Source organism: Pseudomonas sp. GW822-FHT02E03 (genome assembly GCF_058802325.1).
In genome coordinates this window covers 53,705-76,091 of the sequence record NZ_JBXAOA010000005.1, presented here as the reverse complement: position 1 = coordinate 76,091, position 22,387 = coordinate 53,705, and the positions used below count along the sequence as shown (strand labels likewise).

Below are 22,387 nucleotides of genomic sequence, written 5' to 3'. Positions count from 1 at the left end.
CAGCTTTCTCCATGATGATTAACACACTGCTCAGCCCCCAAGCATAGTTAATGCTCCTTCATTGTGCTTTTGTCATGGCGTGCCATCTGTTGTTGCAATGATTGCTCCAGTTCGAGCATGGCGCGCTCCATGGCCTTGCTGCAATCGGCCACTTCATCGTGGTGGAGTCTGTTATTGCAGGCCTGTTCGAGCGCCTCGCAGCTGTCGATCAGTCGGCAGGCCTGGACGATTCGGGCCGCGCCCTTGATTTTGTGGGCAATGTCGAGGAGTGATTGCCGGTCCTTTGACTCGGATAACGCCAGCAGCGCTTTGCGGTCCAGGCGGGTGCTGTTCAGCAGTTCGGTCAACAATCGCTGGTTCAGTGTCGGGTTGCCACCGGTCAACAGGTGCAGCCCCTCCAGACTGAAGGCGGGTGCGCGGACCGTCGGCGTGATGCCTTCGACCCTCTGGCTCAAGGCCGTCAGGCTGAGGGGTTTGAACAGGCAATCGTCCATCCCGGCCAGTTTGCAGCGTTGTCTTTCCTCCGGCTGTGCGTTGGCGGTGAAACCCAGAACGGTACAGGGAGGGCGTTGCAGGTGCTGTTCATGTTGGCGAATGGCCCTGGCCAGCTCATATCCATTCATGATCGGCATGTTGCAATCGGCAATCACCAGGTCGAATGGCTGACTCTTCCAGGCTTCGAACCCCGCCTTGCCATCCGCTGCGACGTTGAACCGATGCCCCAGAAACTCCAGTTGCTGACACATGAGCAAGCGATTGGCCGGATGATCATCGACCACCAGCACGTTCAAGGGGGTAGTGCTTGGCTGGATTTGCGGCTCGACAGATTCCGGCATCCGTTCCGTCGGCAGGGTGGCCAGGTTCAGCGAAATGCGGACCTGCGTGCCGACGCCCGACTGACTGTTCAATTGCAGGCTGCCGCCCATCATTTCGCACAGATTGCGACTGATCACCAGGCCTAGCCCCGCACCGCCTCTGGCTAACTGGCCGGAGTTATCGGCCTGGACGAAAGGCTCGAACAACCGCTGTTGATCCTGCTCGCTGATTCCTGCGCCACTGTCTTCCACCAGTAACTGCAACTGGGCCCGGTCGGGCTCGTCGGTCGACTGCAACTCGACGCTGATCCTGACCTGGCCCTGTTGCGTGAACTTGATGGCATTGCTGATCAGATTGGACAGCACCTGCTTGAAGCGCATCGGGTCCAACACGACATCGGTGGTCGGTTTGGCAGGGCTGAACTCCAGTTGCAGTCCGAGATTTTTCTGCCGAGCCAACCCGTCGAAAATCCGCACCACCGAGGCTACGGTTTCAGCCAGATTGACGCGCTCCGGGCTCAGGTTCAGACGCCCGGATTCGATGCGCGCAATATCAAGAATGTCCCCGATCAGTTCCAGCAGGTCTTTCGCCGAGTGGTACGCGACGTCGATGGCGGGGCGATCCGGATGACTGTGATCGATACGTTTGAGCGTCAGTTCGAGCATGCCGATGATTGCATTCATGGGCGTGCGGATCTCATGACTCATGGTCGCCAGAAAGGTGCTTTTAGCTCGGTTGGCAGCATCGGCTTGTTCCTTCGCGGCCCGTAGTTCATCGAACAGTTGCCGGCGTTCGCTGATGTCGATCCAGCCGCCAATGATGCCCTGCACGTCACCGCTCGAGTCGCGATAGGGAAGAATCCAGTGATAGATCGTCAGCTTGCGGTCTTCGATGTGCAACGGACGGTCGAGAATCAGCGGCGTTCCCTCGGCCATGACGCGCTGGTAGTCCGCCTGATATTCCCGTGCTTCGAAGAGGTTGCCAAGGGTGCCCGGTATGACGCCTTTACCGATGATGTCTTCGCGTTTTGCACGGAAGGCTTCCAGGTAGCTGTCGTTGCAGCTTTGCAGCAATCCCTGGCGATCACGCACGTAAATGGGATGAGGCGTGCCATTGACCAGCGATCGCATGAATTCCAGCTGATCGTTCAAAGCGCGCTCGGCCGCCTGCCGCTGTTTGATCTGGCGCCTCATATAGGCGTTCCAGGCAACGGATATCAGCAGCAACACACCGGCGCCTATAACGATCTGATAGAACACGCGATGATAGTTGCGCCAGGTACTTTGCGAGGCTGCTGAATAGCCGCGCCAGCGGTTGTTGATGATGCCCAGCTCTTCGGGGGCGATGCTCAGCAGTGCCTTGTCGAGGATGGCATTCAGTTCCTTGGCGTCGCGCCCGGTCGCCAGGGAAAACGCTGCCTGTCGGGTACCGATGGTGGTGCTGATCTGAAGTGTCTGTTCGAAGATCCGCGATGAGATGAAGTAGTTGGCGATCACCAGTGAGTTCACCGCACCTTCTGCCTGGCCCTCGGCGAGCAACTCAACGGCACTGAACGTGTCCGGGGTCTCAACCAGGTTGATTCGCGGAAACTCGCTACGCAGGTAATCCACCAGTGGGTTGCCTTGGGCGATGGCCAGGCGTTTGTCCTGCAATTGCGTGAGGTTTGTCGGGCTGTCGGCCGCTTTGCGCGTCAGCAGCACAAAGGAGTTTTCCAGATAGGGGCGGCTGAAGCTCAACGTCGTTTCACGTTGAACGCTGGGGAGCAGGGCGGCGATCAGATCGGCCTGATGGTTAGCGATCTGCTCGATCATCTCGTCATCGCTTCGGCTACGCTGGATTTCGAAACGCAAACCGGTGCGCAATCTGATCAGCTCGAGCAGATCAGCCGTGACGCCCCGAAAGTTGCCGTCGCTATCGAAAAACGTCAGTGGCGCAAACGCTTCATTGACCACGACGCGCACGACTGGATGTTGTGCCAGCCAGCGCTCTTCACGGTGGCTGAGTTGCAGCTTGTGATCGGTGAGAAGAATGTCGCTGCCGGCACTCCAGCGTTTGGCGATGTTTTCTCGCTCGCTGGTGGGGATGGCCTTGAGTACTGCGTTGATGATAGCGAGCAGATCCGGATTGTCCTTCTGCACGGCAAAGCTGAAACCATGGGCTTCGTGTTTACCGAAGTTGGCCATGCGGATGTTGTTCAAATACCCCTTGTTGATTATGTAGTGGGTTGAAATGGTGTCGCCGAGAAAAACGTCGGCCTGGTCGAAGGCAACCGCATTGATTGCATTCTGGTAGGACGGGTAAGAGGTGATGATTGCCTTCGGATACAGCGCCCTGACTTCGTCCAGAGGCAGATAGTGATACACCATGCTGAGCCGCATGCCGGCAAGCCCATCGGTCAGCGATCTGGTTTCTCCTTCTCGTGTCACCAGTACGGGTTGATCCACCGCATAAGGCGTGGATAGGGCAATGTCGGCATTGTCGGCCTCGAACCCATTGGCGGTGCCAAGCATGTCGACCTGGCCTTTCTCCAGCGCCTCGATAGCGGCCCCTCGGGAGGCGAAGCGCTGAACCTTGACCGGCAACCCTATGGCCTTGCCGAGGATGCCTGCGTAATCGGCGGTGAAACCTTCATAGTCGTGGCCGCTGAGGGTCAGGTCGAAAGGAGGATAATCCGGGGCCGATGTACCCAGGATCAATTCACGTTTGTCTTTGGCCCATTGTCGTTGTGAGGTATCCAGCTGGACTTCCATGTGCCCGGCCGTTGAACGACTGAGCAGGGTGTAGTGTTCGCTGGCTGTCTGAGCCGCGAGTACTGAAGTGCTCAGGCATAAACCCGCGGCCATGAGTATCAGGCAATCCTTGAAACGGCTGGGCATCCTGTTTCTCACACTAACGCGTTACGTTTTGCCATATCGATGAGTTCAACCAGGGATTTGGCCTTGAGTTTCTGCATCAGTCGTTTTTTATAAGTGCTGACCGTCTTGTTGCTGAGAAACATGCCCTTGGCAATTTCTTTGTTTGTACGACCCTGGGCGAAAAGTTGTAATACCATCAGTTCTCGATCATTAACGGATTTGAACAATTCCAGGTCGGCCCAGCGCGCGTCGTCATGACGAACAGGGTTCAACGCTTGACTGGGGAAGTAGTTGTAACCAGATAAAACTGCTTTGATCGCACTCATCAGTTCACTGAGGTCTTCCTGTTTGCATACATAGCCCGATGCACCGGACTGCATGCAGCGAATACCGAAAAGTGTCGGACACTGTGCAGTTAATACCAGTGTTTTTAAGGGTGTGCTCATGGCGTTGAAACGGGAAAGAACTTCCAGTCCATCCAGTTTGGGAATGCTGATGTCTAGGATGATCAGGTCAGGCATGCATTCGCGAACCATCTGCATTGCATCGACCCCATTGTCAGTTTCGCCGACGACTTTGTAACCTTCATGTTCCAGTAGCATTCGAACCGCAAGGCGGATGACAGGGTGATCGTCGACAATAAAAACGGAGTTCATAATCAAATCCCATACGTGCACAAATAATGCGCGCACCTTAGCTCAGATAGTTATGGGGCCGCATGAACTGAGGGAGCTATAGCGGCAATATAGGAAAAGTCCTACAACTGAAGAAGAATGGGACTACGTATCAACTAGGTTTTGCATGAGGAAAGGCAAAGGTTTGATAGGTCTAGTCAAGCGATTGAAAGCATTGAGTTAGAGGTCTGAATCTATGCGCTGGTCATTGCTTTAGTGTGTTTGGGTTTTCGTGTTTTTATATGGAGGCCAAGGTCAATAAGTTTCTGAAGTCTGATTGTTTCAATGGTTTGATCAAGTAACCGAGCAAGGGCAATCCATGTTCGTAGGCCATGACTTTAAGTTTGTCCAGTTCGACGGATGTCAGGCTGCTCAGAAGTATTGCCTGCCTGATCATCCCCCGGTGACTGGCGTATTCGATCAAATCAAGGCCTGCAAGGTCGGGCAGGCATTGGTCGCACAGAAGAATGTCGAACGGTTGCGCAGCCTTGAGCATTTGTTGCAAGGCGCCTCTGGCGCTGTCAGTGGGGGTCAGTTGGGTGAAGCCAAAACTCTCGAGCAGGGACTGAGTCGCCCGTAGCTGAAAGGGATGATCTTCCACCAGCAAGATGCGCCAATCATGTTTGAACATAGGAGCTTTCATGAGTCATCTGTCGAGCAAAGGGAGTGCGATTATTTCGCGAGATGGCCGAACAATCGATCAGTCCGCTCCGCACAAGGTGTAGGGCGATTCTGTCGACGTTGAAATACAGATGAATGTCGAAAATTCGATCAGCCGCTCAGAGCTCTCTGACAGGCTGATCGATACGTTTTTATCGGTGGCTTGAACGCCCGGTCATTTCCAGCGCCATTTCACCGGCATAGCTGTCGGTCATGCCGGCGATGAAATCAATCATGCGCAAGAAGGAGGTGTGTAAAGGGCCGTGAGGATCGGGTGCATTGTTGCCCAACAGGTCGAGTATGCGGCGGTGCTTGAAGGATGGCGTACGGCCGTTGTGTTGCTCCAGTGCCGCGCCGCAAAAGGCGTTGAGCAGGATTTCCAGGGTGGTGTAGGCGCCTATTTCGTGGAGTGTCTTGCGCTTGTCCTGGAAGATTTTTTTGCGCGCCATGTCCTTGGCATTCAAGACGCAACGCTTGGCGGGGCCGTGCATGTGTTCCACCAGGTCGCCAGCCAGCGTGCCGGCCAGCAGCGCGTCCTGTTGCTCGACGAACGCTCGGGCTGCTGCGTTGGTCAGGTGTTCGATGGCTTTGCCCCGCAGGATCGCCAGTTTGCGCCGACGCGAATCTTGCGGGCCGAGCTGGCGATAGGTTTCCGGGAGATCGTCGCCCACCAGGTCCAGCAGCAGGGACTCGACTTCGGCGTACTCCAACAGGTCCATCTCCAGGCCATCTTCCAGATCGATCAGCGCGTAGCAGATGTCGTCGGCGGCCTCCATCAGGTACACCAGCGGATGGCGCGCCCAGCGTTGTTCGTCCAGTTGGGGCAGACCGAGCTTGTGAGCGATCTGTTCCAGCAGTGGCAGTTCGCTCTGATAACAGCCGAACTTGTGCTTCTTGTAGCCCAGTGAGTCGGCGTGTCGAGCAGTCCACGGGTACTTGAGGTAGGTGCCCAGCGTGGCGTAGGTCAGCCGGGTCCCCCCTTCGAACTGGTGGTATTCAAGCTGGGTAAGTACCCGGAAACCTTGGGCGTTGCCTTCGAAATTGAGGAAGTCATTGCGTTCGGCTTCGCTCATCGCATCCAGCCAGCCACGGCCTGCGGCCTGCTGGAACCAGTGGCGGATTGCGTCTTCACCGGAATGACCGAAAGGCGGATTACCAATGTCATGGGCCAGGCAAGCCGATTGCACCACCATGCCCAGGTCGCTCGGTTCGCACCAGTCGGGCAGGGCGCTGCGGATGGTTTCACCAACGCGCATGCCCAGCGAACGGCCGACGCAGCTGACTTCCAGCGAGTGGGTCAGGCGTGTGTGGATGTGGTCGTTGCTGGAGACCGGATGGACCTGGGTCTTGCGCCCGAGGCGGCGAAACGCGCCCGAGAAAATGATGCGGTCGTGGTCTTTATGGAAAGGGCTGCGGCCGAGTTCTTCCGGGCTGTGCACAGGCTTTCCGAGGCGTTCGCGGGTGAGCAGGGTTTGCCAATCCAAGGCTGGTTTCTCCGTCAGGTGACTGATCCCCTAGCTTCCCGGTTCGCGCCGGTCCCTGCAAGGAGAACTAGAGCCCCGCGGCATCGATATCGATGAGCAGCAGTCGCTCGCCGTTATCGAAGAATTGCCCGGCGGTGAGGCAGTACTGATTGCTGGTGGCATCGCGGTAGGTGTTGGAAAGCGTCAGCCGGCGCTCATCCCAACCCTCGGCCAGCAAGTGATAAAAGTAGGGGCGCCATGACCAGTTATGGCCCAGGTAGCGGTTATCGGCTTCCCAGCCGTTGTTGCGCCATTCCAGGTTGGGGGTCAGCTGCGTGCCGTGGCGGTCGCATTGATAAAAGCGCAACAACCAGGGGAACGCTTCCAGTTGCGGCAAGGTGCTGAGGGGCGCGCTGGCTTGAGCCCAGGCTTGCAGGATGGTCATCAGTTCGCTGAGTTGCTGGCGCATGATCATCAGGCGAGCGCGCTCAGCCAGTTTTTGCTGAACATAGCGCTGACGCAGTTGCGCGAAGCGCTCGACAAAGGCATCTGTGGCGAAGAAATCAGCTTGTGCACGGGCGAACAGAAAGCCCTGTACGTAGCGTGAACCACACTCCAGGGCAAAATTCAGTTGAGCTTCGGTTTCCACGCCCTCAGCGATAATCCAGCAACCGGTTTTCTCCGCCATTTGCGCCAGTGCCTTCACCACCTCGCTGCTGGGGCCTCCCAATGCGGCGGCCTGGAACAATCGCATGTCGAGCTTGAGAATGTCCGGTTGCAGGGCCAGCACGCGATCGAGCTGAGAGTAACCGGCACCGAAATCATCAATGGCGATCCGCGCCCCGGCTTGTCGGTAACGGGCCACGACTTCGGCAAGACGCTGGCTGTCACCGCCCAGTTCGGTGATCTCAAAGACGATTCGTTGCGCGTCGACGCCATGCCTGCTCAGCTGCTTGAGACTTGGCAGTGCCTGGTCCCGGTGCAAGCGACTGATCCAGCGGGGCGATATGTTGAGGCTGAGAAACCAGTCCGGGGGCGCTTCATGCAAACGGCTCAGCGCATCATCGCGAATCTGGCGATCAAGACGACGCAGGGCGATGGCGGGGGTTCGTGGGTTGGCGAACAGAGGTCCTACCGAGGTCAGTTGACCGTCGGCCTGACGCAGTCGACCCAGCGCTTCGACGCCAGCGATGCGGCCCGTGGCGGTATCGATGAACGGCTGAAAGCAGGCGAGCGGTTGCCCGTCGATCACGAAGCCTCCTTAGTAAGGTTTTGTTCTGGGTAACCCTGGACACCAAGCAGGCACGCAGGATTAACCTCTCGAAAAAGAGGTTAATCCTGGTGGTGTTGCAAGAATGCAGCCAAACAGGACTGATTAGTGTTTGCGCGAGTTCTGCATGATCAGTTTGATCAGTGGCCCCAGCGTGACGCCCAGGCGAGCCAGCCGAGTCAGGCTGCCGATACCGCCACCCTTGGCCCCCTTGCCGGTCAGAAAGCCCAACCCGATCACGGCCGCGATGCCCCAGAGCGGGGCGTGTTTGATGCCGAGACCGTCTTGCAGGTTTTGCGTCATGCCACGCACCCGTTGCAAGGGATGCAGCAGCTGTTGGGATTCGTGGCGGATTTCCTGGCGATGCATTTCCATGCGCAGGCGAATCAGCGCCTTGCGCATTTCCGTGCGCGAGCTGTTGCGGGGAAGTTCAGACAGGCTCATGGCAACAGACGCTCCCGATCATTGGCCAACTCTTCCAGGGTGCCGTGGAAGGGCGAGGATTCATCGAAAATCGCTGCTCTCAAGCGCATCGCACAGAACAACGCGGCGAGGGTATAGAACACACAGAGCCCGATGATTGCTGCCAGGCGATAGGTGTCCCAAAACAGGATCAACACCAGCGTCGACAAGCCCACCAGCAATAACAAGGCAAAGACCAGCGTCAGGCCTGCAAACAACAACAGGCTTACCGTGCGTGCTTTTTGTTCCTGCAATTCAATGCCGAACAGTTCGACATGACTGTGCAGCAGTCCAAGAAACGCGGCACCGAGGCGCCGCGGGGATGAGCCGGTGCCCGTCGCGGACGGGCCGGATTCGCCGATCGCCATATTAGCGCCGAGTGGCCAGCAGGCCGATCAGGAAGCCCACGCCAGCCGCGATTCCGACCGATTGCCATGGGTTGGCCTGGACGTAATCTTCCGTGGCGGTGACAGCGGCTTTGCCGCGCTCGCGCACAGAGTCTTCGGTCAACTTCAGGGTTTCCCGCGCGCGCAGCAGACTGTCATGGATCTGCTGGCGCAACTCATCGGCTTGGTCGCCAGCCAGGGATTTGGTGTGTTCCAGCAACCTTTCAGTGTCGGTGACCAGTGTCTGAAAATCTTCCATCAAAACTTCTTGAGCAGTCTTTGCTGTGGTGCGTGCCATTGGTTATCTCCGTGAGTGGCTACTGAAGCGTTCGAGTATGAGCCTTGCGTGAAGGTTCAGTACAAATGACTGGTACAACTTTTGCTATGTCGTGGTGCGTCAGCCTGCGCCGTTGCGCTGTTGCCGGGCATGATTTCAGGAAAACCTTAACTCAAATAATCAAAACTCGCGCAAAGGTTCCGTTCTTGTGCGCCAAAGCGGTTCATCCGGATCAGCGCTTCAGTCTGGATCGGCTGCAACTTGGTGCGTCATCCTTCTGCGCGAACTGCTTTGGTGCTTTTTTTCAGCCTTCAGGTCTGCCAATCCATGGAAAATCTGCAAAGTGCTGTGGACAGTCTGGTCCATAGCTCCAACACGTTGTTCATCCTTATCGGTGCGGTCATGGTCCTGGCCATGCACGCCGGTTTCGCCTTTCTCGAGGTGGGTACGGTTCGACAAAAAAACCAGGTCAACGCCTTGTCGAAGATCCTCAGCGACTTCGCCATTTCGACCCTGGCCTACTTCTTTATAGGCTATTGGATTTCCTACGGAGTCACTTTCATGCAGCCGGCGGTGGTGATCACCGCCGATCATGGCTATGGGCTGGTGAAGTTTTTCTTTCTGCTGACCTTTGCTGCGGCGATACCGGCAATCATTTCGGGAGGCATCGCCGAGCGCGCCCGGTTCGTCCCGCAGTTGTGTGCGACGGCGCTGATCGTGGCGTTCATCTATCCCTTCTTCGAAGGCATGATCTGGAATGGCAACTTTGGTTTGCAAGCCTGGTTGCTGGAACGCTTCGGTGCCAGTTTCCATGACTTCGCAGGCTCTGTGGTGGTTCACGCCATGGGTGGCTGGCTGGCACTCGCGGCGGTGTTGTTGCTCGGCCCAAGGCAAGGTCGTTATCGCGATGGGCGACTGGTGGCATTCGCACCGTCGAGCATTCCCTTTCTGGCGTTGGGTTCCTGGATTCTGATCGTTGGCTGGTTCGGCTTCAACGTAATGAGCGCTCAAACATTGCAAGGGGTCAGCGGGCTGGTCGCGGTGAATTCGTTGATGGCCATGGTCGGCGGCACCGTGGCGGCGTTGATCGCCGGGCGCAATGACCCGGGCTTCCTGCATAACGGCCCATTGGCCGGACTGGTGGCGATCTGCGCCGGATCGGATCTGATGCACCCGGTGGGCGCGTTGGTGACCGGTGCCATCGCCGGGGCACTGTTTGTCTGGTGCTTTACCGCAGCCCAAGGCAAATGGCATATCGATGATGTGCTGGGCGTCTGGCCTCTGCATGGACTGTGTGGTGTCTGGGGCGGGATCGCTTGCGGCATCTTTGGTCAAACCGCCTTGGGTGGTTTGGGGGGCGTGAGCCTGATCAGCCAGTTGATCGGCACTTCTCTGGGGGTGATCGTGGCGCTGGTTGGCGGTTTTGCGGTGTATGGCGTAATCAAGGCGTTCCATGGTCTGCGCCTGAGCCAGGAAGAGGAGTATTACGGCGCGGACTTGTCGGTTCACAAGATCGGTGCCGTGAGCCAGGATTGAATCAGCGTTCCTCATCGTCGGCACCGGGGTAAAAGCCATGCAGCAGGCGATAGCGGTCACGCCGTACCTGGTCGACCCGGTCTCGCACCTGCTGGCCGGGTATGCCCAGCATGATCAGCGCGTGGGAGGCGAGCATCAGGCTCGACTCCAGCAACTCGGGTACGACTTCGCTGGCACCGGCTGCCTTCAACTCGGCCAACTGACTGTCGTCCCGTGTGCGCACCAGAATCGACACACTCGGGTTGAACCGGCGTGCCTCCTTGAGTATCAACAGTGCGATGTCCGTCTGATCCACGGCGACCACCAATAGTCTGGCGCGTTCCAGCCCTATGGCCACCAGCAGTTCGCCGCGACGTGAATCGCCGTAATGAACGCAGTTTTCATTGACGGCTGCTTCCTGAACCCGCACCGGGTCGGTATCCAGCGCAATGTACGGTTGATCTACATTACGCAGGACGCGCCCGATGGACTGACCTACGCGGCCATACCCACAGATCACCACGTGATTGTGCAAGCCAGCGTTGAGTGCGCTGATTTTTTCGAGTTCGGCTTCTTCGTTGGGCTTGTGGTGCAGGCGTGTGGCGATGTGGGGAGCGGCGCGCAGCAGTAAAGGCGTCACCAGCATCGAGCAGAACGTGGCGGCCAGCAGCAGGCCACCGAAGTCGGCGGGCATCAGTTTGTTCTGTTGCATTTGTGTCATCAGGGCAAAACAGAATTCACCCCCTTGAGCCAAGGCCAGGCCGCTGCGCCAGGCGGTTTCGACATCGCTGCCGCGCCATTTGACCAGCAGCGCGACCACGGTGCCTTTGATCAGCAGTAATCCCAGCGTCAGTCCGAGAATCAGCAAGCCGTGGCTGGCAAACAAGCGCAAGTCGATCAACATGCCGATGCTGACGAAGAATACCCCGAGCAGAATGTCGCGAAACGGACGGATGTCCGCCTCGATCTGATGTCGGTAGTGGCTCTCCCCCAGTAGCATGCCGGCGAGAAAGGCGCCCAGAGCAGGGGAGAGGCCAAGCAGGTGAGTCAGCCAGGCCGTCAGCAGAACGATCACTAGCGCCAACAGCACGAACAGCTCAGCGGACCGGGACGCGGCGACTTCATGAAACAGCCGTGGCAAAAACCAGCGACTGACCAGCAGCAGACCGACGAACAGCACGATCGTCTTGCCCAGCGTCAATGGCAGAGCCCAATACCAGACCTGGTCGCTGTTACCGGCGAACACCGGCACCAGGGTCAGTAGCAGCACTGCGACCACGTCCTGGAACAACAGCACGGCGATGGCATTCTGGCCGTGGCGGCTGAAAAGCTCACCGAGGCTGCTTAACTCCTTGCTGACAATGGCGGTGGACGACAGCGCCAAACCGGCACCGAGTAACAGTGCAGGCGTGGTTGGCATGCCGAACAGCATCAGCAACACCCCCAGGGCGATCCCGGAAACCAGCACTTGCAGGCTGCCCAGGCCAAACACCACTTGGCGCAGTGCGAGCATTTTCGATAGAGAAAATTCAAGCCCGAGAGAAAACAGCAAGAACACCACGCCCAACTCGGCAAGGTCGGGCAACTCTTCGCTTTCATTCACCCAGTCGAACGCTGTCGGCCCGATCATCAGCCCTACGCACAGGTAACCCAGTACCGGAGGCAAGCGCAGGCGCTGGAACAATGCAATCACCACCAGAGAGGAGATGAAGATGATCAACAGATTGGCGAACACAAAAAACTCCGGTGAGGGTTCTGGCTACTCAAGCGTAGAAGTAAAAAAGACGCGAGCATCGTGCAAATGGCAGTTAAGGCGAATGATGTGCGTCAGGAGTTTACCGAAATCTCTTGAAATGCCATTGCTCAGACAGATAGGGCATCGGCTCGACTGCTTTTGATCGCGGGCCTAGAATGAGCGCTTACTTCGATGGGTCTTGTCGTCATGCCTCCTGAATGTCAGTTGTTCGGCACCGTTGGTTGCCATCTTTGTGAAGTCGCCGAAGCCATGCTGATGGAGTTTGTCGAGCGTGGTCTGTTGGTGGAACTGGTGGATATCGCTGACGATGAAACCTGGTTCGAAGCTTACAGCCTGCGTATTCCAGTGTTGCGACGGGTCGATACCGGCGCTGAGTTGGGCTGGCCGTTCGGTGCCGATGAAGTGGTGGCGTTCCTGCGCGAACCCTGACGCTGCTATCGATGCGCCCCACCTGTCGCGATCCTCGTTTCATCCCTTGGCCAAAGACAGGTTATTCGGTTACTGTATGTTCATACAGTTACTCCGATTGCCTGCCATGCTTTCCCCGGTTTCGGGTTTACGCAGGCGATCCCGGACGTCAGAGGGATGAACCTTGGTCAATGTCGAGCAATTGAAGAACAGCGTGAACCGGATGTCGGCGGACGTGGTGCGCGAGGCTGTCCTCGAACTGCGTTTGGATGGTCTGGTCACGGAGGGGAAAACACCCTTCAACAAATTGCATTTCAATACCTGTTTCGCCGAAATCGAAGCCTTGTTCCAGCGTGCGGGCTACCACCGGCAGCTGGATGTCGTGGGCTATCAGGGGTTGTTGTATGCGCTTTATGATCCGGGGCGCTGGGAAGCGGTCGATGTGCTGCGCTGGCTCAAGGAGTTCACCGAAGCAGCCGCTCGAGCACAGTCGATACCGGCCTGAGGATTCTCTTCTAGGTTCGTTCCGGCCACTGTTGGATAATGCCGCTCTGTATTGAGGGGTTAGAGCTTTTCGTATGTCCACTTCATCTTTTTCTGCCGCACACAACCAGGCCAGCACGCTCTATCTGCCGCCGGGGACGTGGCAGACCGTCCTCGATTGCCTGTGCGAACACTTCAGCGCCATCGGTCGTGAACAATGGCTGGACAGAATTGCTCGCGGTCGTGTCCTTGATGGGCAAGGCTTGCCGATCCCCCTGGACCTGCCTTACAAGGAAGGTCTGCGGATTCATTATTTCCGTGAGGTGCCGGACGAAAAACCGATCCCGGTAGTGGAGTCGATCCTCTATGCCGACGAGCATCTGGTGGTGGCGGACAAACCACACTTTCTGCCTGTGACTCCGGCGGGTGAATACGTGGAGCAGACATTGCTGCGACGGCTGATCCGTCGCCTGGATAACCCGCATCTGGTGCCTTTGCATCGCATCGACCGGCATACGGCGGGGCTGGTGCTGTTTTCAGCCAACCCTCAGAGTCGGTCGGCGTATCAGTCATTGTTTCCTACACGCCAGATCGAAAAGCGCTATGAAGCAATCGCCCGGGCATTGCCGGAACACTCCTTCCCGCTGGTTCATAAAAGTCGACTTATCGATGGCGAGCCGTTTTTTCGCATGCAAGAAGGTCCGGGCATCAGCAATACCGAGACGGCTGTCGAGATCAGGGAAAAAAACGGTGAACTCTGGCGTTATGCGTTGTACCCGGTGACGGGCAAGAAACATCAGTTGCGAGTTCACATGACAGCCCTGGGGGCCAGCATCTGCAATGATCCGTTCTATCCGCAGGTGCTCAAGGACGTAGAAGATGACTATGCCAACCCCTTGAAGCTGTTGGCCCAGGGGCTGCGATTTGTCGATCCGGTCACGGGGCAGGAAAGAGAATTCGAAAGCACCATCACCTTGCAGTGGTGATCACAGGGCTAACGACCCTGCTTTTCTTAAGCCACGAAAAAGCCCGCTTTAAAAGCGGGCTTTTCTGTATCTGGTTGTCGCCGTAAAGATTACAGATCTTTAACGGTACGGACCTGATCTTTGTTGACGCGGGTGTGCTTGCCATCCAGTTGTTCGAATTCGTAAAAGCCCGATTCTTCATCGTACTTAGGCGCGTCGACGGCCTGGATTTCTCGACCGTCATTCAAGGTGATCACTGTAGGCGATGCGCAACCGGCGAGAGTGGCAAGGCCCAGTGCGAGCATGAAAGTGGCGAGGGTCCGTTGAGTCATGGGTGTGTCTCCGAATGGGAATTCTTTTGGTTGCTGAGCTTGAGACGTATACAACGCGCGCAAGTTCCTTCGCGTGTCAGTCTGACACAGTGTGGTGTGTGCTTAACAGTTCCGGCGTATTGAGATTGGCCAGGCGGGGGTCGTTATCCGGGCATTGCAGGGCTGTGGCGCCCAGCTTGCGCATAAGGCGACCCGGGCTGCGCTCGCCTTCGTTCCAGGCAGTCTCGAAAGCCGCTGAAAGGGCGACGGGAATCATGCACAGCAAGGGTTCCCAATGTTCACCATGGCGCAGCATCAGCGGTTTGTCCGGATGCTGTCCGGCGGTTTCACGCATGCTCTGGAGCAGCGCGGCATCGATGCGTGGCACATCGCAGGGCAGCACGAGTAAGCAGGCGTGACGGGCGGCCTTCAGGCCAGCGCGAATACCCGCCAACGGCCCCGGAAAGTCGCCTTCGTCGTCATGGACCAACTGATCCGCATAAGGCGCATATTTTTCCAGGTTTCTGTTGCAGGAGATGATCAGGTCATCACTCAGCGGGCGCGTCTTGCGGTGCAGATGCGCGATCAGCGGTTCGCCGTGCCAATCCAGCAATCCCTTGTCCTGACCGCCCATGCGTTGGCCGCGACCGCCGGCCAGGAGCAGAATGGAGCAGGGCGCCAGAGTTGTATTCGAGGTCATCGTACTTCTCCATGAGGGCGGCGAAAAAATGAGGCGCTGTGATATAACACCGGGCTGTTTCTCCTACAACTGGACGAGCCTATGAAAGCCAAGGCTGATGTACCTTTCGCACCGCTCAACATCGCGGTGCTGACTGTCAGCGATACCCGTACCCTGGAAACCGATACCTCAGGCCAGGTCTTCGTCGACCGTTTGAGCGCTGCCGGTCATAACCTGGCGGCCCGTGTATTGCTTAAAGATGACCTCTACAAAATTCGCGCGCAAGTCGCCAACTGGATTGCTGATGAGGTCGTGCAAGTGGTGCTGATCACCGGCGGTACCGGGTTCACCGGTCGCGACAGCACGCCCGAAGCCGTGAGTTGCCTGCTGGATAAACAGGTCGATGGTTTTGGTGAATTGTTCCGGCAGATATCGGTAGCGGATATCGGCACCTCGACGGTTCAGTCCCGGGCCTTGGCTGGTCTGGCCAATGGCACGCTGGTGTGCTGCTTGCCGGGCTCGACCAACGCGGTGCGCACCGGTTGGGACGGCATTCTCGCCGAGCAACTGGATTCTCGTCACCGTCCGTGCAATTTCGTGGCCCATCTGAAACAGGCGGCACCCTGTGAAACCCGCGGGTAAGCCAGGCAAGACAGGCAGTCTGATGGCTGTCGAGGTGGCACTGGCGCGTTTACTGGAGATGGCCGATGCCTCGAAGATTCGTGAGCACGAACGCTTGCCGTTGGCGCAGGTTCAGGGGCGTGTCCTGGCCGCTGACCTGGTCTCGACACTTGATTTGCCGCCTTGGCCCAACAGTGCCATGGACGGTTATGCCTTGCGCGTGGCCGACTGGACGGGAGAGCCGTTGGTGGTCAGTCAGAAGATTTTTGCAGGCCAGGCCCCGGAGCCCTTGAAGCCAGGTACTTGTGCGCGGATCTTCACTGGCGCGCCTGTGCCCGCCGGTGCCGACTGTGTCGAGATGCAGGAGAACGCCGAGGTTCAGGCGGATGAGCGAGTACGTTTCACCGAAACCATGACCCCAGGAAAGAACATCCGTCCACAAGGTCAGGAAGCCACCGTCGGTGAGCTGATCCTGCCCGCCGGAACGCGTCTGGGGCCTATTGAGCAGGGGCTGGCGGCATCGCTGGGATGCGCTGAGCTGGACGTGGTTCGCAAGGTTCGTGTTGCGGTCTTGTCTACCGGTGATGAGTTGATTGAGCCTGGTCAGGCCCTTGGGCCAGGACAGATCTACAACAGTAATCGAGTGTTGCTTTGCAGCTGGTTGCAGCGGTTAGGTTGTGAGGTGATCGATGCCGGTATTCTTCCCGATGATTTAGCGACCACTCGTGCCCGCCTCGGTGAGTTGAAGGATGTCGACCTGATTCTCTCGACCGGTGGCGTATCGGTGGGAGAGGCTGACTTTCTGGGCATTGCTTTGCGGGAAGAGGGCGAATTGACGCTGTGGAAGCTTGCCATCAAACCAGGCAAGCCGCTGACGTTCGGGCATTTTCGCGGCGTGCCCGTGATCGGTTTACCCGGCAATCCGGCGTCTACCCTGGTGACTTTTGCTCTGTTGGCAAGGCCCTACCTTTTGCGCCGCCAAGGCGTAAAAGAAGTTGAGCCCCTGAAGTTTCAGGTGCCGGCAGGGTTTGTCTGGCCAAAGGCTGGTAACCGACGTGAGTACTTGCGCGGACGTCTGGAGAATGGCCGGGCAATCATCTACAGGAATCAGAGCTCTGGCGTACTGCGCAGTGCTGCCTGGGCTGACGGTCTGGTTGAAGTGCTGGAGGACCGTACGCTGATTGAGGGTGATTGGGTGAGCTTCATCCCGCTGAGTGAAGTCTTGAGCTGATACAGGCACTGGTTTTGCCCCGCAAGCCCGGTTGATCGCATCGGGCTTGCGTGCGTGACCATTTCTTAATGTGCCAGAAGTGTCACGACCTGATCGAAGCGGCTGTTGGCGATCCAGGCCAGAAGACCCAGGATCACGGCTGTTGCGCCAGCTGAATAGGCAAGCCTGTGTTTGATGGATTTGACGTCACCCCGGACTTCATCCATGTCTCTGCGGATGTACTTGAGGTGTGTCTCCAGTTCAATGACGCGAGGTTCCATGTCCACTTCTCCGGTGTGCTTTGCGCTGTTTTTGAGTTCAGCCTGATGATTGGCGCGATTTTCTGCGAACGGCGCGACCGGAGTTACCGGTAGTCTGAGGTCATGGCTTTGCATGGACTGACTGGCTCCTTGCGTTAAAACCATTCAGGTGATCGATGCCGTTGTTGCTTGCGCTTTTTGAGGCCCTTAAGAAGGTTTCATTCATTGTTTCACGTCCCTGTGTAATTAACGGGTGATAACGGATAACCGAGATCCAACGGTCTACCAATTGTTCGGATGGGTCAATTGAGCCGATTCCTCATGTTTTGTACGAAAAAATACCGCTCTGTAGGACTCACGTTTCCTTCCCTTGGAAATAATTGAAATCCAGTCGACTTTTATCAGGGGCTGCGAGGTCAACATATCCCATGGAATTGCGGATATGGGAGTGGCAAAAATGAGCGAGCGCAAGGCACTGTTGATTCTGCATGGCAAGCAGGCACTCAATGAGGAGGTCCGTGCAGCCGTCGAAGGCAAGCGCCAGCAGGGCTGGAAACTGGCTGTTCGACTGACCTGGGAGGCCGGTGATGCGCAGCGGTTGGTGGAAGAAGCGCTGACGGCAGGCTATACGCATCTGATTGCCGGCGGCGGCGACGGTACCTTGCGTGACATCGCTGAAGCCATGGCGGCGCATTCGACGCAGGCCAGCCTGGTACTTTTGCCCTTGGGCACCGCCAATGATTTTGCTCGTGCTGCCGGTGTGCCTCTGGAGCCCGCTCAGGCGTTGGATCTTCTGGAGGCTGTCCCGCGAACCATTGATCTGGGAGAAGTAGGCGGTCAGGTTTTCCTGAACATGGCCACTGGCGGCTTTGGCAGTCAGGTCACGGCCAATACCTCCGAAGATCTGAAAAAAATTCTTGGCGGCGCCGCTTATCTCTTCACGGGTTTATCGCGCTTCAGTGAGTTGCATGCGGCCTATGGCGAGTTGCAGGGGCCAGATTTTCACTGGCGCGGCGAATTGCTGGCATTGGGCATTGGCAATGGCCGACAGGCTGGCGGTGGTCATGTGTTGTGCCCGCAGGCGCTGGCGGACGATGGTCTGCTGGATATCAGCATTTTGCCCGCGCCACAGGAAGTGGTCGGTACCTTGAAAGATTTGCTGGCCGATGGCTTCGGCATCGATAACATGTTTGTGCGAGCTCGCTTGCCATGGGTGGAGATCAAAGTCTCGGAGGGCCTTTATATCAACCTTGATGGTGAACCTCTGGAGGGCGATAGTCTGCGTTTCTCGGCGCGCCCGGCGGCATTGCGGGTGCATTTGCCCGAGGGCTCGCCGCTATTGAGTGTCTCGAATCCAGCTAATCGTCCAGACTGATGATTTGCTCGCGCACGGCGAACAGCACCAGACCGGCCACATCGTAGATCTGCAAGCGTTTCATGATCTGCGAGCGGTGGGTTTCGACAGTCTTGATGCTCAGGCCCAGGCCATTGGCGATTTCCCGGGTGGATTTTCCGCGAACAATCAGTCGCAGGATTTCCAGCTGACGTGCCGTCAGATTGTGCGAGTCCTGGGTTTGCGTCTGATTTTTCTGGGTTCGGGTCAGCGCCTGGTTGATGACGGTATGGGCAATGGCCGGGCTCAGGTAGCGTTCGTTATTGCGCAAGGCATCCAGGGCATGTTCGAGTTCGGTGGCCGTGGTGTCCTTGAGCAGGTAGCCATGAGCCCCTGATTCCAGGGCCTGCATGATAAGCGCCGGGTCGGTGTGCATCGACAGGATGAGCACTTTGCACTGCGGGCGTACGCGCTTGAGTCGCTGCAAGGCTTCAAGACCACTGGTTTCCTTCATGGAAATATCCAGCAGAATGATGTCCGGGGACAGCTGCTCGACCATCTCGACTAACAGCGAGCCGTCATTGGCCTCCCCGATTACCGCATAGCCGGGAATATCCAGCACCAGGGCGCGCACGCCGGCCCTGATAAGCGAGTGGTCATCCACCAGAAGTAAGTTACAAGTCAATGCATAACCTTATTCGTACTGGCCCGTTCTAGCGCACGCGGCGCCCAGGGGAAGAGTGCTTCGATTTGAGTGCCTTTGCCCGGCTCGCTGGTCACGGTCAGTGTGCCACCTAACTGATCGATCCGTTCCGACATCCCGGCCATTCCGCGTTGCCCCTCGCGAGCGGGATCTGCCGCTGGCGCGAAACCCAGGCCGTCGTCGCTGATCAACAACGTCAGGCCTTGGGGCAGGCGTTGCAGGCGGACCAACAAATTACTGGCCTCGGCGTGACGCAGTATATTGGTAACCGCTTCTTGGGTGATGCGAAAGGCTGCCACCGCCATTTCCTCCGGTATGCCCGTCAGGCGTTGATGGCACTCCAGGCTCCAGTGCACGGAGGTATTGGCCAAGGTCCTGAGTAAATGTGCACGCAGGCTGGCTTCCAGCCCGAGACTGGCCAGTTGCCGCGGATTCAGGATGGCCGACACATCTCGCACCTTGGTGAGTGTTTCGTCCAGCGTATCGCACAGTACCGAACACTGACCCTGCAGTTCTTCGGGCATTCGACGTTTGAGCCATTCACTTTGAAGTTTCGCGGCGGTCAGCAATTGACCGATGTCATCATGCAGTTCCCGACTGAGCCGATGGCGTTCGTTTTCCTGCACTTGCAGCAGACGGTCAGCCAGTTCTTGAGGTTGAAACTTTATCGATTTGCGCGAAAGGCAATGTCCCACCCAGACACAGGTCAGCGCTGCACTATTGAGCACCAGCAGACTCAACGGCACAGATATGGACAAGCTGTAGACCAGCAGGCTGCCAAGCGCCGAACAGATACACAGAAAAAGCGTGAACCGGCGCGCGTTTTTTCGGGAGGGTGGCCACAGGGTAATTGACTTGAGGCTGGCGTACATAGCGGATGGAGCCAATGGATGTTCGCTGCGGGCAGACCGGCCGTAAGGACTGACGGGTCTCTGTGTGGAAATCGTTGTGTGAAGTCGCCTTCATGGCTGTGGTGCAGTGCTGGAAATGCAGCCTTCAGAGTGCTTGGCTGGCTTCACTGTGCCATTAATTGGCGTCAACTAATGGTCCGCATACTACCACTTAACATACCGTTGGTCGCGTTCGGTATATAGCTCTATATAGTCAAAATACAGTTTTTGGACGATGGTTCCATAATGGAAAAACTTTCGATTGTTGTCGTCGGAAGATATCGACTGCCAGGCATTTTGTTTTTATTGCCCACTATCTGAAGTCGAGACAGGGATAACTATCTCGAACTGTCTTCGACGCAATGACCCATTCAATTGCGGCATGAGCGCATCAAGTTATAGGGCGGCGTCATGGCAATAGAAAAGCACAACACGACCAGGGCTGATGTTCTTAAGCTTGCCGTTCCGAGAACGAAACCAACCTGAAGGGTCTGGCATGGCTGGGCGGCTGAAACTGACTTTGTCCCACTTGAAACGCAAACGCTTCTATCAGTGAGGTCTGTTCAGTGTCATCGAGACTGAGTTGGCCGGTAGTCTGATCGATGAGTTCGAGTTGCCAGGCCAATAATGTGAAGCAGTCCTTGAGCGCGTCCAGGGCTTGATCGTGCAGGTCCATGTGGTTCTGCGCGCAGCTCAGTAATCCATGGATATGCAGCGAGAACTCCGAGACCGCCGCCAGTGCCAAGGCATCGGCCTTGCTGGACAGCTTGAGAAGGGTGCTGAGCATGCAATCGATGGCGTCCTTGTCATTGCTGATCAGTTGCAAATGACTCAGGCATTCCTCGGATTTGGCCAAGAGTGTTTCAGCCTCAACGAGAAATTCCGGAAATCGCTGAGCCCACTCTTTGGTGTCGTTCGGCATGCTTATCTCCACAACGTCGTGTCAGATGAGGGAATGTCGTGTGTGCCGACGAGAACCATAGGTGTCCCCGCGCTGCCAAGCCTTCGTGATATCGCGCTCCGGCAGGTTTGAGCGCCGGCAGGGGAACTCGAGAGGGTGGATGGCCACTGACCTGCAATCGCACACAAAAGCCTGACTCCATTCATGCAATGAGAATGGCGTCACATTAATGGCTATTGGATATTGCGAATATCAGGTTGGGCCTGATTGTTACTAGGGGAATCCCTTACGCAGGGGAACCTAACGTGCAAACCGAGGTCGCGCCGCAGGGGAGGAAGCAGATGAAAATCACGGAGCCAGTAAAGCATGATGTTAATGTGACATCAATGCCTGAGCCTGGCATTTTGTCTGGGGGTCAAGGTCCGGCAAAAACAGCCGATAACTCCCTTTAGTGAATTCATCAGAACAAGCCCAGGAGTCATTAATGGCCGGCATTCTCGACACGGTAGACCAACGCACGCAACTAGTGGGTGAGAATCGCCTGGAAATTCTCATGTTTCGGCTGGCCGGACGGCAATTGTTTGCGATCAACGTCTTCAAGGTTCAGGAAGTGCTTCAGCTGCCGAAGCTGACCCTGATGCCGCAACGCCATCCCTTTGTTTGCGGCGTGGTCAACCTGCGTGGCCAGACGCTGCCGGTGATCGACCTGTCCCAGGCCATCGGCATGCGCCCGTTGGTGCCAAGTCCCACCAGTACCATTATTGTCACCGAGTACAATCGCTCGGTGCAGGCGTTCCTGGTCGGTGGCGTGGACCGCATCGTCAACATGAACTGGGAAGCCATTTTGCCGCCGCCGGCCAGTGCCGGTCGCCAGCATTACCTGACCGCCATCAGCAAGGTCGATGATCAGTTGGTGGAAATCATCGACGTCGAGAAAGTCCTGGCGGAGATCGTTCCGTACAACGCCAAGGTATCGCGCGACAAACTCGACGATCCAGTGCTGGAGCGTGCCCGTGGCCGTGAAGTGCTGCTGGTGGATGACTCTAACGTGGCCTTGTCGCAATTGCGCGACACGTTGGGTCAGTTGGGCGTGAAGATGCACATTGCCAGCGATGGCTTGAAGGCGCTGAACATGCTCAAGGCCTGGGCAGATACGGGCGAAGTCATGACCGACAAGCTGCTGATGATCTTCACCGATGCGGAAATGCCGGAGATGGATGGCTATCGCCTGACCACCGAAATCCGTAATGACCCCCGTTTGCGCGGCCTTTATGTGGTCTTGCACACCTCGCTGTCGGGCAGCTTCAATGACTCGATGGTGAAGAAGGTCGGCTGCGACAACTTCCTCTCCAAATTCCAGCCCGACAAACTCGTCGACGTAGTGCGCCAGCGCCTGATGCTCGACGCAATACCTGCCTGACAGGACGAGTAGAGGCTGGTTTGACATCAGCCTTTGATTCGGCAATCAAGCTCGTATAGGGTGGCGTTT

Annotated in this window: 23 protein-coding genes; 8 read left to right on the top strand and 15 right to left on the bottom strand. The window is 57.1% G+C overall.

Annotated features, from left to right (window positions below; translation table 11 throughout):
* Positions 1-47: 47 nt before the first annotated feature.
* The 8 genes from AC1RQB_RS05645 to AC1RQB_RS05610 form a co-directional block, all read right to left on the bottom strand.
* Positions 48-3,692: a transporter substrate-binding domain-containing protein gene (locus tag AC1RQB_RS05645; RefSeq protein ID WP_207267292.1), complete on the bottom strand. Its 3,645-nt coding sequence runs from the start codon at positions 3,690-3,692 to the stop codon at positions 48-50.
* Positions 3,693-3,700: 8 nt separating this feature from the next.
* The gene (locus AC1RQB_RS05640; protein WP_008075651.1) at positions 3,701-4,327 is read right to left on the bottom strand and encodes a response regulator transcription factor; all 627 of its coding nucleotides are present in this window, start codon (positions 4,325-4,327) and stop codon (positions 3,701-3,703) included.
* Positions 4,328-4,583: 256 nt separating this feature from the next.
* The gene (locus AC1RQB_RS05635) at positions 4,584-4,988 is read right to left on the bottom strand and encodes a response regulator (protein WP_008075649.1); all 405 of its coding nucleotides are present in this window, start codon (positions 4,986-4,988) and stop codon (positions 4,584-4,586) included.
* Positions 4,989-5,157: 169 nt separating this feature from the next.
* Entirely contained in the window at positions 5,158-6,489 is a 1,332-nt protein-coding gene (locus tag AC1RQB_RS05630; RefSeq protein WP_008075647.1) for a deoxyguanosinetriphosphate triphosphohydrolase, read from the bottom strand.
* Positions 6,490-6,556: 67 nt separating this feature from the next.
* The gene (locus AC1RQB_RS05625) at positions 6,557-7,720 is read right to left on the bottom strand and encodes an EAL domain-containing protein (RefSeq protein WP_063341080.1); all 1,164 of its coding nucleotides are present in this window, start codon (positions 7,718-7,720) and stop codon (positions 6,557-6,559) included.
* 123 nt (positions 7,721-7,843) lie between these two features.
* Positions 7,844-8,182 (bottom strand): hypothetical protein, encoded by a 339-nt coding sequence (locus AC1RQB_RS05620; RefSeq protein ID WP_007895048.1) that lies wholly within the window; start codon positions 8,180-8,182, stop codon positions 7,844-7,846.
* A complete protein-coding gene (locus AC1RQB_RS05615; protein WP_007895049.1) occupies positions 8,179-8,568 on the bottom strand; it encodes a phage holin family protein in 390 nt (129 codons plus the stop codon). Before AC1RQB_RS05615 ends, AC1RQB_RS05620 begins: the two co-directional genes overlap by 4 nt.
* 1 nt (position 8,569) lies before the next feature.
* Positions 8,570-8,884 carry an ElaB/YgaM/YqjD family protein gene (locus AC1RQB_RS05610; protein WP_007895050.1) on the bottom strand — a complete coding sequence of 105 codons (315 nt, stop codon included), beginning with the start codon at positions 8,882-8,884 and terminating at the stop codon, positions 8,570-8,572.
* Positions 8,885-9,190: 306 nt separating this feature from the next.
* Here AC1RQB_RS05610 and AC1RQB_RS05605 point away from each other — a divergent pair, with 306 nt between their 5' ends.
* Positions 9,191-10,399, top strand: coding sequence for an ammonium transporter (locus AC1RQB_RS05605; RefSeq protein ID WP_063341079.1), 1,209 nt, complete (start codon positions 9,191-9,193; stop codon positions 10,397-10,399).
* A 1-nt stretch (position 10,400) separates the two neighbouring features.
* Here AC1RQB_RS05605 and AC1RQB_RS05600 read toward each other — a convergent pair whose 3' ends face one another.
* Positions 10,401-12,113: a cation:proton antiporter gene (locus tag AC1RQB_RS05600; RefSeq protein ID WP_063341078.1), complete on the bottom strand. Its 1,713-nt coding sequence runs from the start codon at positions 12,111-12,113 to the stop codon at positions 10,401-10,403.
* A 207-nt stretch (positions 12,114-12,320) separates the two neighbouring features.
* Between AC1RQB_RS05600 and AC1RQB_RS05595 the strand changes: the two genes are divergently transcribed.
* The 3 genes from AC1RQB_RS05595 to AC1RQB_RS05585 all read left to right on the top strand — a co-directional run bounded on the left by AC1RQB_RS05595 (position 12,321) and on the right by AC1RQB_RS05585 (position 14,011).
* Positions 12,321-12,563 carry a glutaredoxin family protein gene (locus tag AC1RQB_RS05595; protein ID WP_032835369.1) on the top strand — a complete coding sequence of 81 codons (243 nt, stop codon included), beginning with the start codon at positions 12,321-12,323 and terminating at the stop codon, positions 12,561-12,563.
* A 163-nt stretch (positions 12,564-12,726) separates the two neighbouring features.
* Positions 12,727-13,047, top strand: a complete 321-nt coding sequence (locus AC1RQB_RS05590; protein WP_008075636.1) for a hypothetical protein — start codon at positions 12,727-12,729, stop codon at positions 13,045-13,047.
* Positions 13,048-13,120: 73 nt separating this feature from the next.
* Positions 13,121-14,011 (top strand): pseudouridine synthase, encoded by an 891-nt coding sequence (locus AC1RQB_RS05585; RefSeq protein ID WP_063341077.1) that lies wholly within the window; start codon positions 13,121-13,123, stop codon positions 14,009-14,011.
* An 89-nt stretch (positions 14,012-14,100) separates the two neighbouring features.
* Here AC1RQB_RS05585 and AC1RQB_RS05580 read toward each other — a convergent pair whose 3' ends face one another.
* Both AC1RQB_RS05580 and mobA read right to left on the bottom strand, forming a co-directional pair.
* Positions 14,101-14,322 carry a YgdI/YgdR family lipoprotein gene (locus tag AC1RQB_RS05580; protein WP_007895056.1) on the bottom strand — a complete coding sequence of 74 codons (222 nt, stop codon included), beginning with the start codon at positions 14,320-14,322 and terminating at the stop codon, positions 14,101-14,103.
* Between the two features lie 76 nt (positions 14,323-14,398).
* Positions 14,399-15,001, bottom strand: coding sequence for a molybdenum cofactor guanylyltransferase MobA (mobA, locus tag AC1RQB_RS05575; RefSeq protein ID WP_063341076.1), 603 nt, complete (start codon positions 14,999-15,001; stop codon positions 14,399-14,401).
* A gap of 81 nt (positions 15,002-15,082) precedes the next feature.
* On the opposite strand from mobA, the gene moaB reads away from it, so the two are divergent.
* Positions 15,083-15,622: a molybdenum cofactor biosynthesis protein B gene (gene moaB / locus AC1RQB_RS05570; RefSeq protein ID WP_008075630.1), complete on the top strand. Its 540-nt coding sequence runs from the start codon at positions 15,083-15,085 to the stop codon at positions 15,620-15,622.
* Positions 15,606-16,832 (top strand): molybdopterin molybdotransferase MoeA, encoded by a 1,227-nt coding sequence (locus AC1RQB_RS05565; protein ID WP_008075629.1) that lies wholly within the window; start codon positions 15,606-15,608, stop codon positions 16,830-16,832. Before moaB ends, AC1RQB_RS05565 begins: the two co-directional genes overlap by 17 nt.
* Positions 16,833-16,897: 65 nt before the next feature.
* Here the strand turns inward: AC1RQB_RS05565 and AC1RQB_RS05560 are convergent, their stop codons facing one another.
* Positions 16,898-17,206 carry a hypothetical protein gene (locus AC1RQB_RS05560; protein WP_063341075.1) on the bottom strand — a complete coding sequence of 103 codons (309 nt, stop codon included), beginning with the start codon at positions 17,204-17,206 and terminating at the stop codon, positions 16,898-16,900.
* A 322-nt stretch (positions 17,207-17,528) separates the two neighbouring features.
* Between AC1RQB_RS05560 and yegS the strand changes: the two genes are divergently transcribed.
* Positions 17,529-18,446, top strand: coding sequence for a lipid kinase YegS (yegS, locus tag AC1RQB_RS05555; RefSeq protein ID WP_008075624.1), 918 nt, complete (start codon positions 17,529-17,531; stop codon positions 18,444-18,446).
* Here the strand turns inward: yegS and AC1RQB_RS05550 are convergent.
* From AC1RQB_RS05550 to AC1RQB_RS05540, 3 genes are all read right to left on the bottom strand, one after another.
* Positions 18,430-19,089 carry a response regulator gene (locus AC1RQB_RS05550; RefSeq protein ID WP_032830712.1) on the bottom strand — a complete coding sequence of 220 codons (660 nt, stop codon included), beginning with the start codon at positions 19,087-19,089 and terminating at the stop codon, positions 18,430-18,432. The genes yegS and AC1RQB_RS05550 overlap by 17 nt on opposite strands.
* A complete protein-coding gene (locus AC1RQB_RS05545; protein ID WP_063341074.1) occupies positions 19,086-19,979 on the bottom strand; it encodes a sensor histidine kinase in 894 nt (297 codons plus the stop codon). Before AC1RQB_RS05545 ends, AC1RQB_RS05550 begins: the two co-directional genes overlap by 4 nt.
* Positions 19,980-20,448: 469 nt before the next feature.
* Positions 20,449-20,919 (bottom strand): hypothetical protein, encoded by a 471-nt coding sequence (locus tag AC1RQB_RS05540; RefSeq protein ID WP_008075619.1) that lies wholly within the window; start codon positions 20,917-20,919, stop codon positions 20,449-20,451.
* A 463-nt stretch (positions 20,920-21,382) separates the two neighbouring features.
* Here AC1RQB_RS05540 and AC1RQB_RS05535 point away from each other — a divergent pair, with 463 nt between their 5' ends.
* Positions 21,383-22,318 carry a chemotaxis protein CheV gene (locus AC1RQB_RS05535; RefSeq protein ID WP_063341073.1) on the top strand — a complete coding sequence of 312 codons (936 nt, stop codon included), beginning with the start codon at positions 21,383-21,385 and terminating at the stop codon, positions 22,316-22,318.
* Positions 22,319-22,387: the final 69 nt, after the last annotated feature.

Coding starts and splice junctions, on each gene's coding strand:
- AC1RQB_RS05640 (WP_008075651.1), bottom strand. CDS start 4,327: ATGAACTCCGTTTTTATTGTCGACGATCACCCTGTCATCCGCCTTGCG.
- AC1RQB_RS05620 (WP_007895048.1), bottom strand. CDS start 8,182: ATGAGCCTGTCTGAACTTCCCCGCAACAGCTCGCGCACGGAAATGCGC.
- AC1RQB_RS05545 (WP_063341074.1), bottom strand. CDS start 19,979: ATGTACGCCAGCCTCAAGTCAATTACCCTGTGGCCACCCTCCCGAAAA.
- AC1RQB_RS05585 (WP_063341077.1), top strand. CDS start 13,121: ATGTCCACTTCATCTTTTTCTGCCGCACACAACCAGGCCAGCACGCTC.
- AC1RQB_RS05610 (WP_007895050.1), bottom strand. CDS start 8,884: ATGGCACGCACCACAGCAAAGACTGCTCAAGAAGTTTTGATGGAAGAT.
- AC1RQB_RS05580 (WP_007895056.1), bottom strand. CDS start 14,322: ATGACTCAACGGACCCTCGCCACTTTCATGCTCGCACTGGGCCTTGCC.
- mobA (WP_063341076.1), bottom strand. CDS start 15,001: ATGACCTCGAATACAACTCTGGCGCCCTGCTCCATTCTGCTCCTGGCC.
- AC1RQB_RS05605 (WP_063341079.1), top strand. CDS start 9,191: ATGGAAAATCTGCAAAGTGCTGTGGACAGTCTGGTCCATAGCTCCAAC.
- AC1RQB_RS05560 (WP_063341075.1), bottom strand. CDS start 17,206: ATGCAAAGCCATGACCTCAGACTACCGGTAACTCCGGTCGCGCCGTTC.
- AC1RQB_RS05645 (WP_207267292.1), bottom strand. CDS start 3,692: ATGCCCAGCCGTTTCAAGGATTGCCTGATACTCATGGCCGCGGGTTTA.
- yegS (WP_008075624.1), top strand. CDS start 17,529: ATGAGCGAGCGCAAGGCACTGTTGATTCTGCATGGCAAGCAGGCACTC.
- AC1RQB_RS05615 (WP_007895049.1), bottom strand. CDS start 8,568: ATGGCGATCGGCGAATCCGGCCCGTCCGCGACGGGCACCGGCTCATCC.
- AC1RQB_RS05595 (WP_032835369.1), top strand. CDS start 12,321: ATGCCTCCTGAATGTCAGTTGTTCGGCACCGTTGGTTGCCATCTTTGT.
- AC1RQB_RS05540 (WP_008075619.1), bottom strand. CDS start 20,919: ATGCCGAACGACACCAAAGAGTGGGCTCAGCGATTTCCGGAATTTCTC.
- moaB (WP_008075630.1), top strand. CDS start 15,083: ATGAAAGCCAAGGCTGATGTACCTTTCGCACCGCTCAACATCGCGGTG.
- AC1RQB_RS05535 (WP_063341073.1), top strand. CDS start 21,383: ATGGCCGGCATTCTCGACACGGTAGACCAACGCACGCAACTAGTGGGT.
- AC1RQB_RS05635 (WP_008075649.1), bottom strand. CDS start 4,988: ATGAAAGCTCCTATGTTCAAACATGATTGGCGCATCTTGCTGGTGGAA.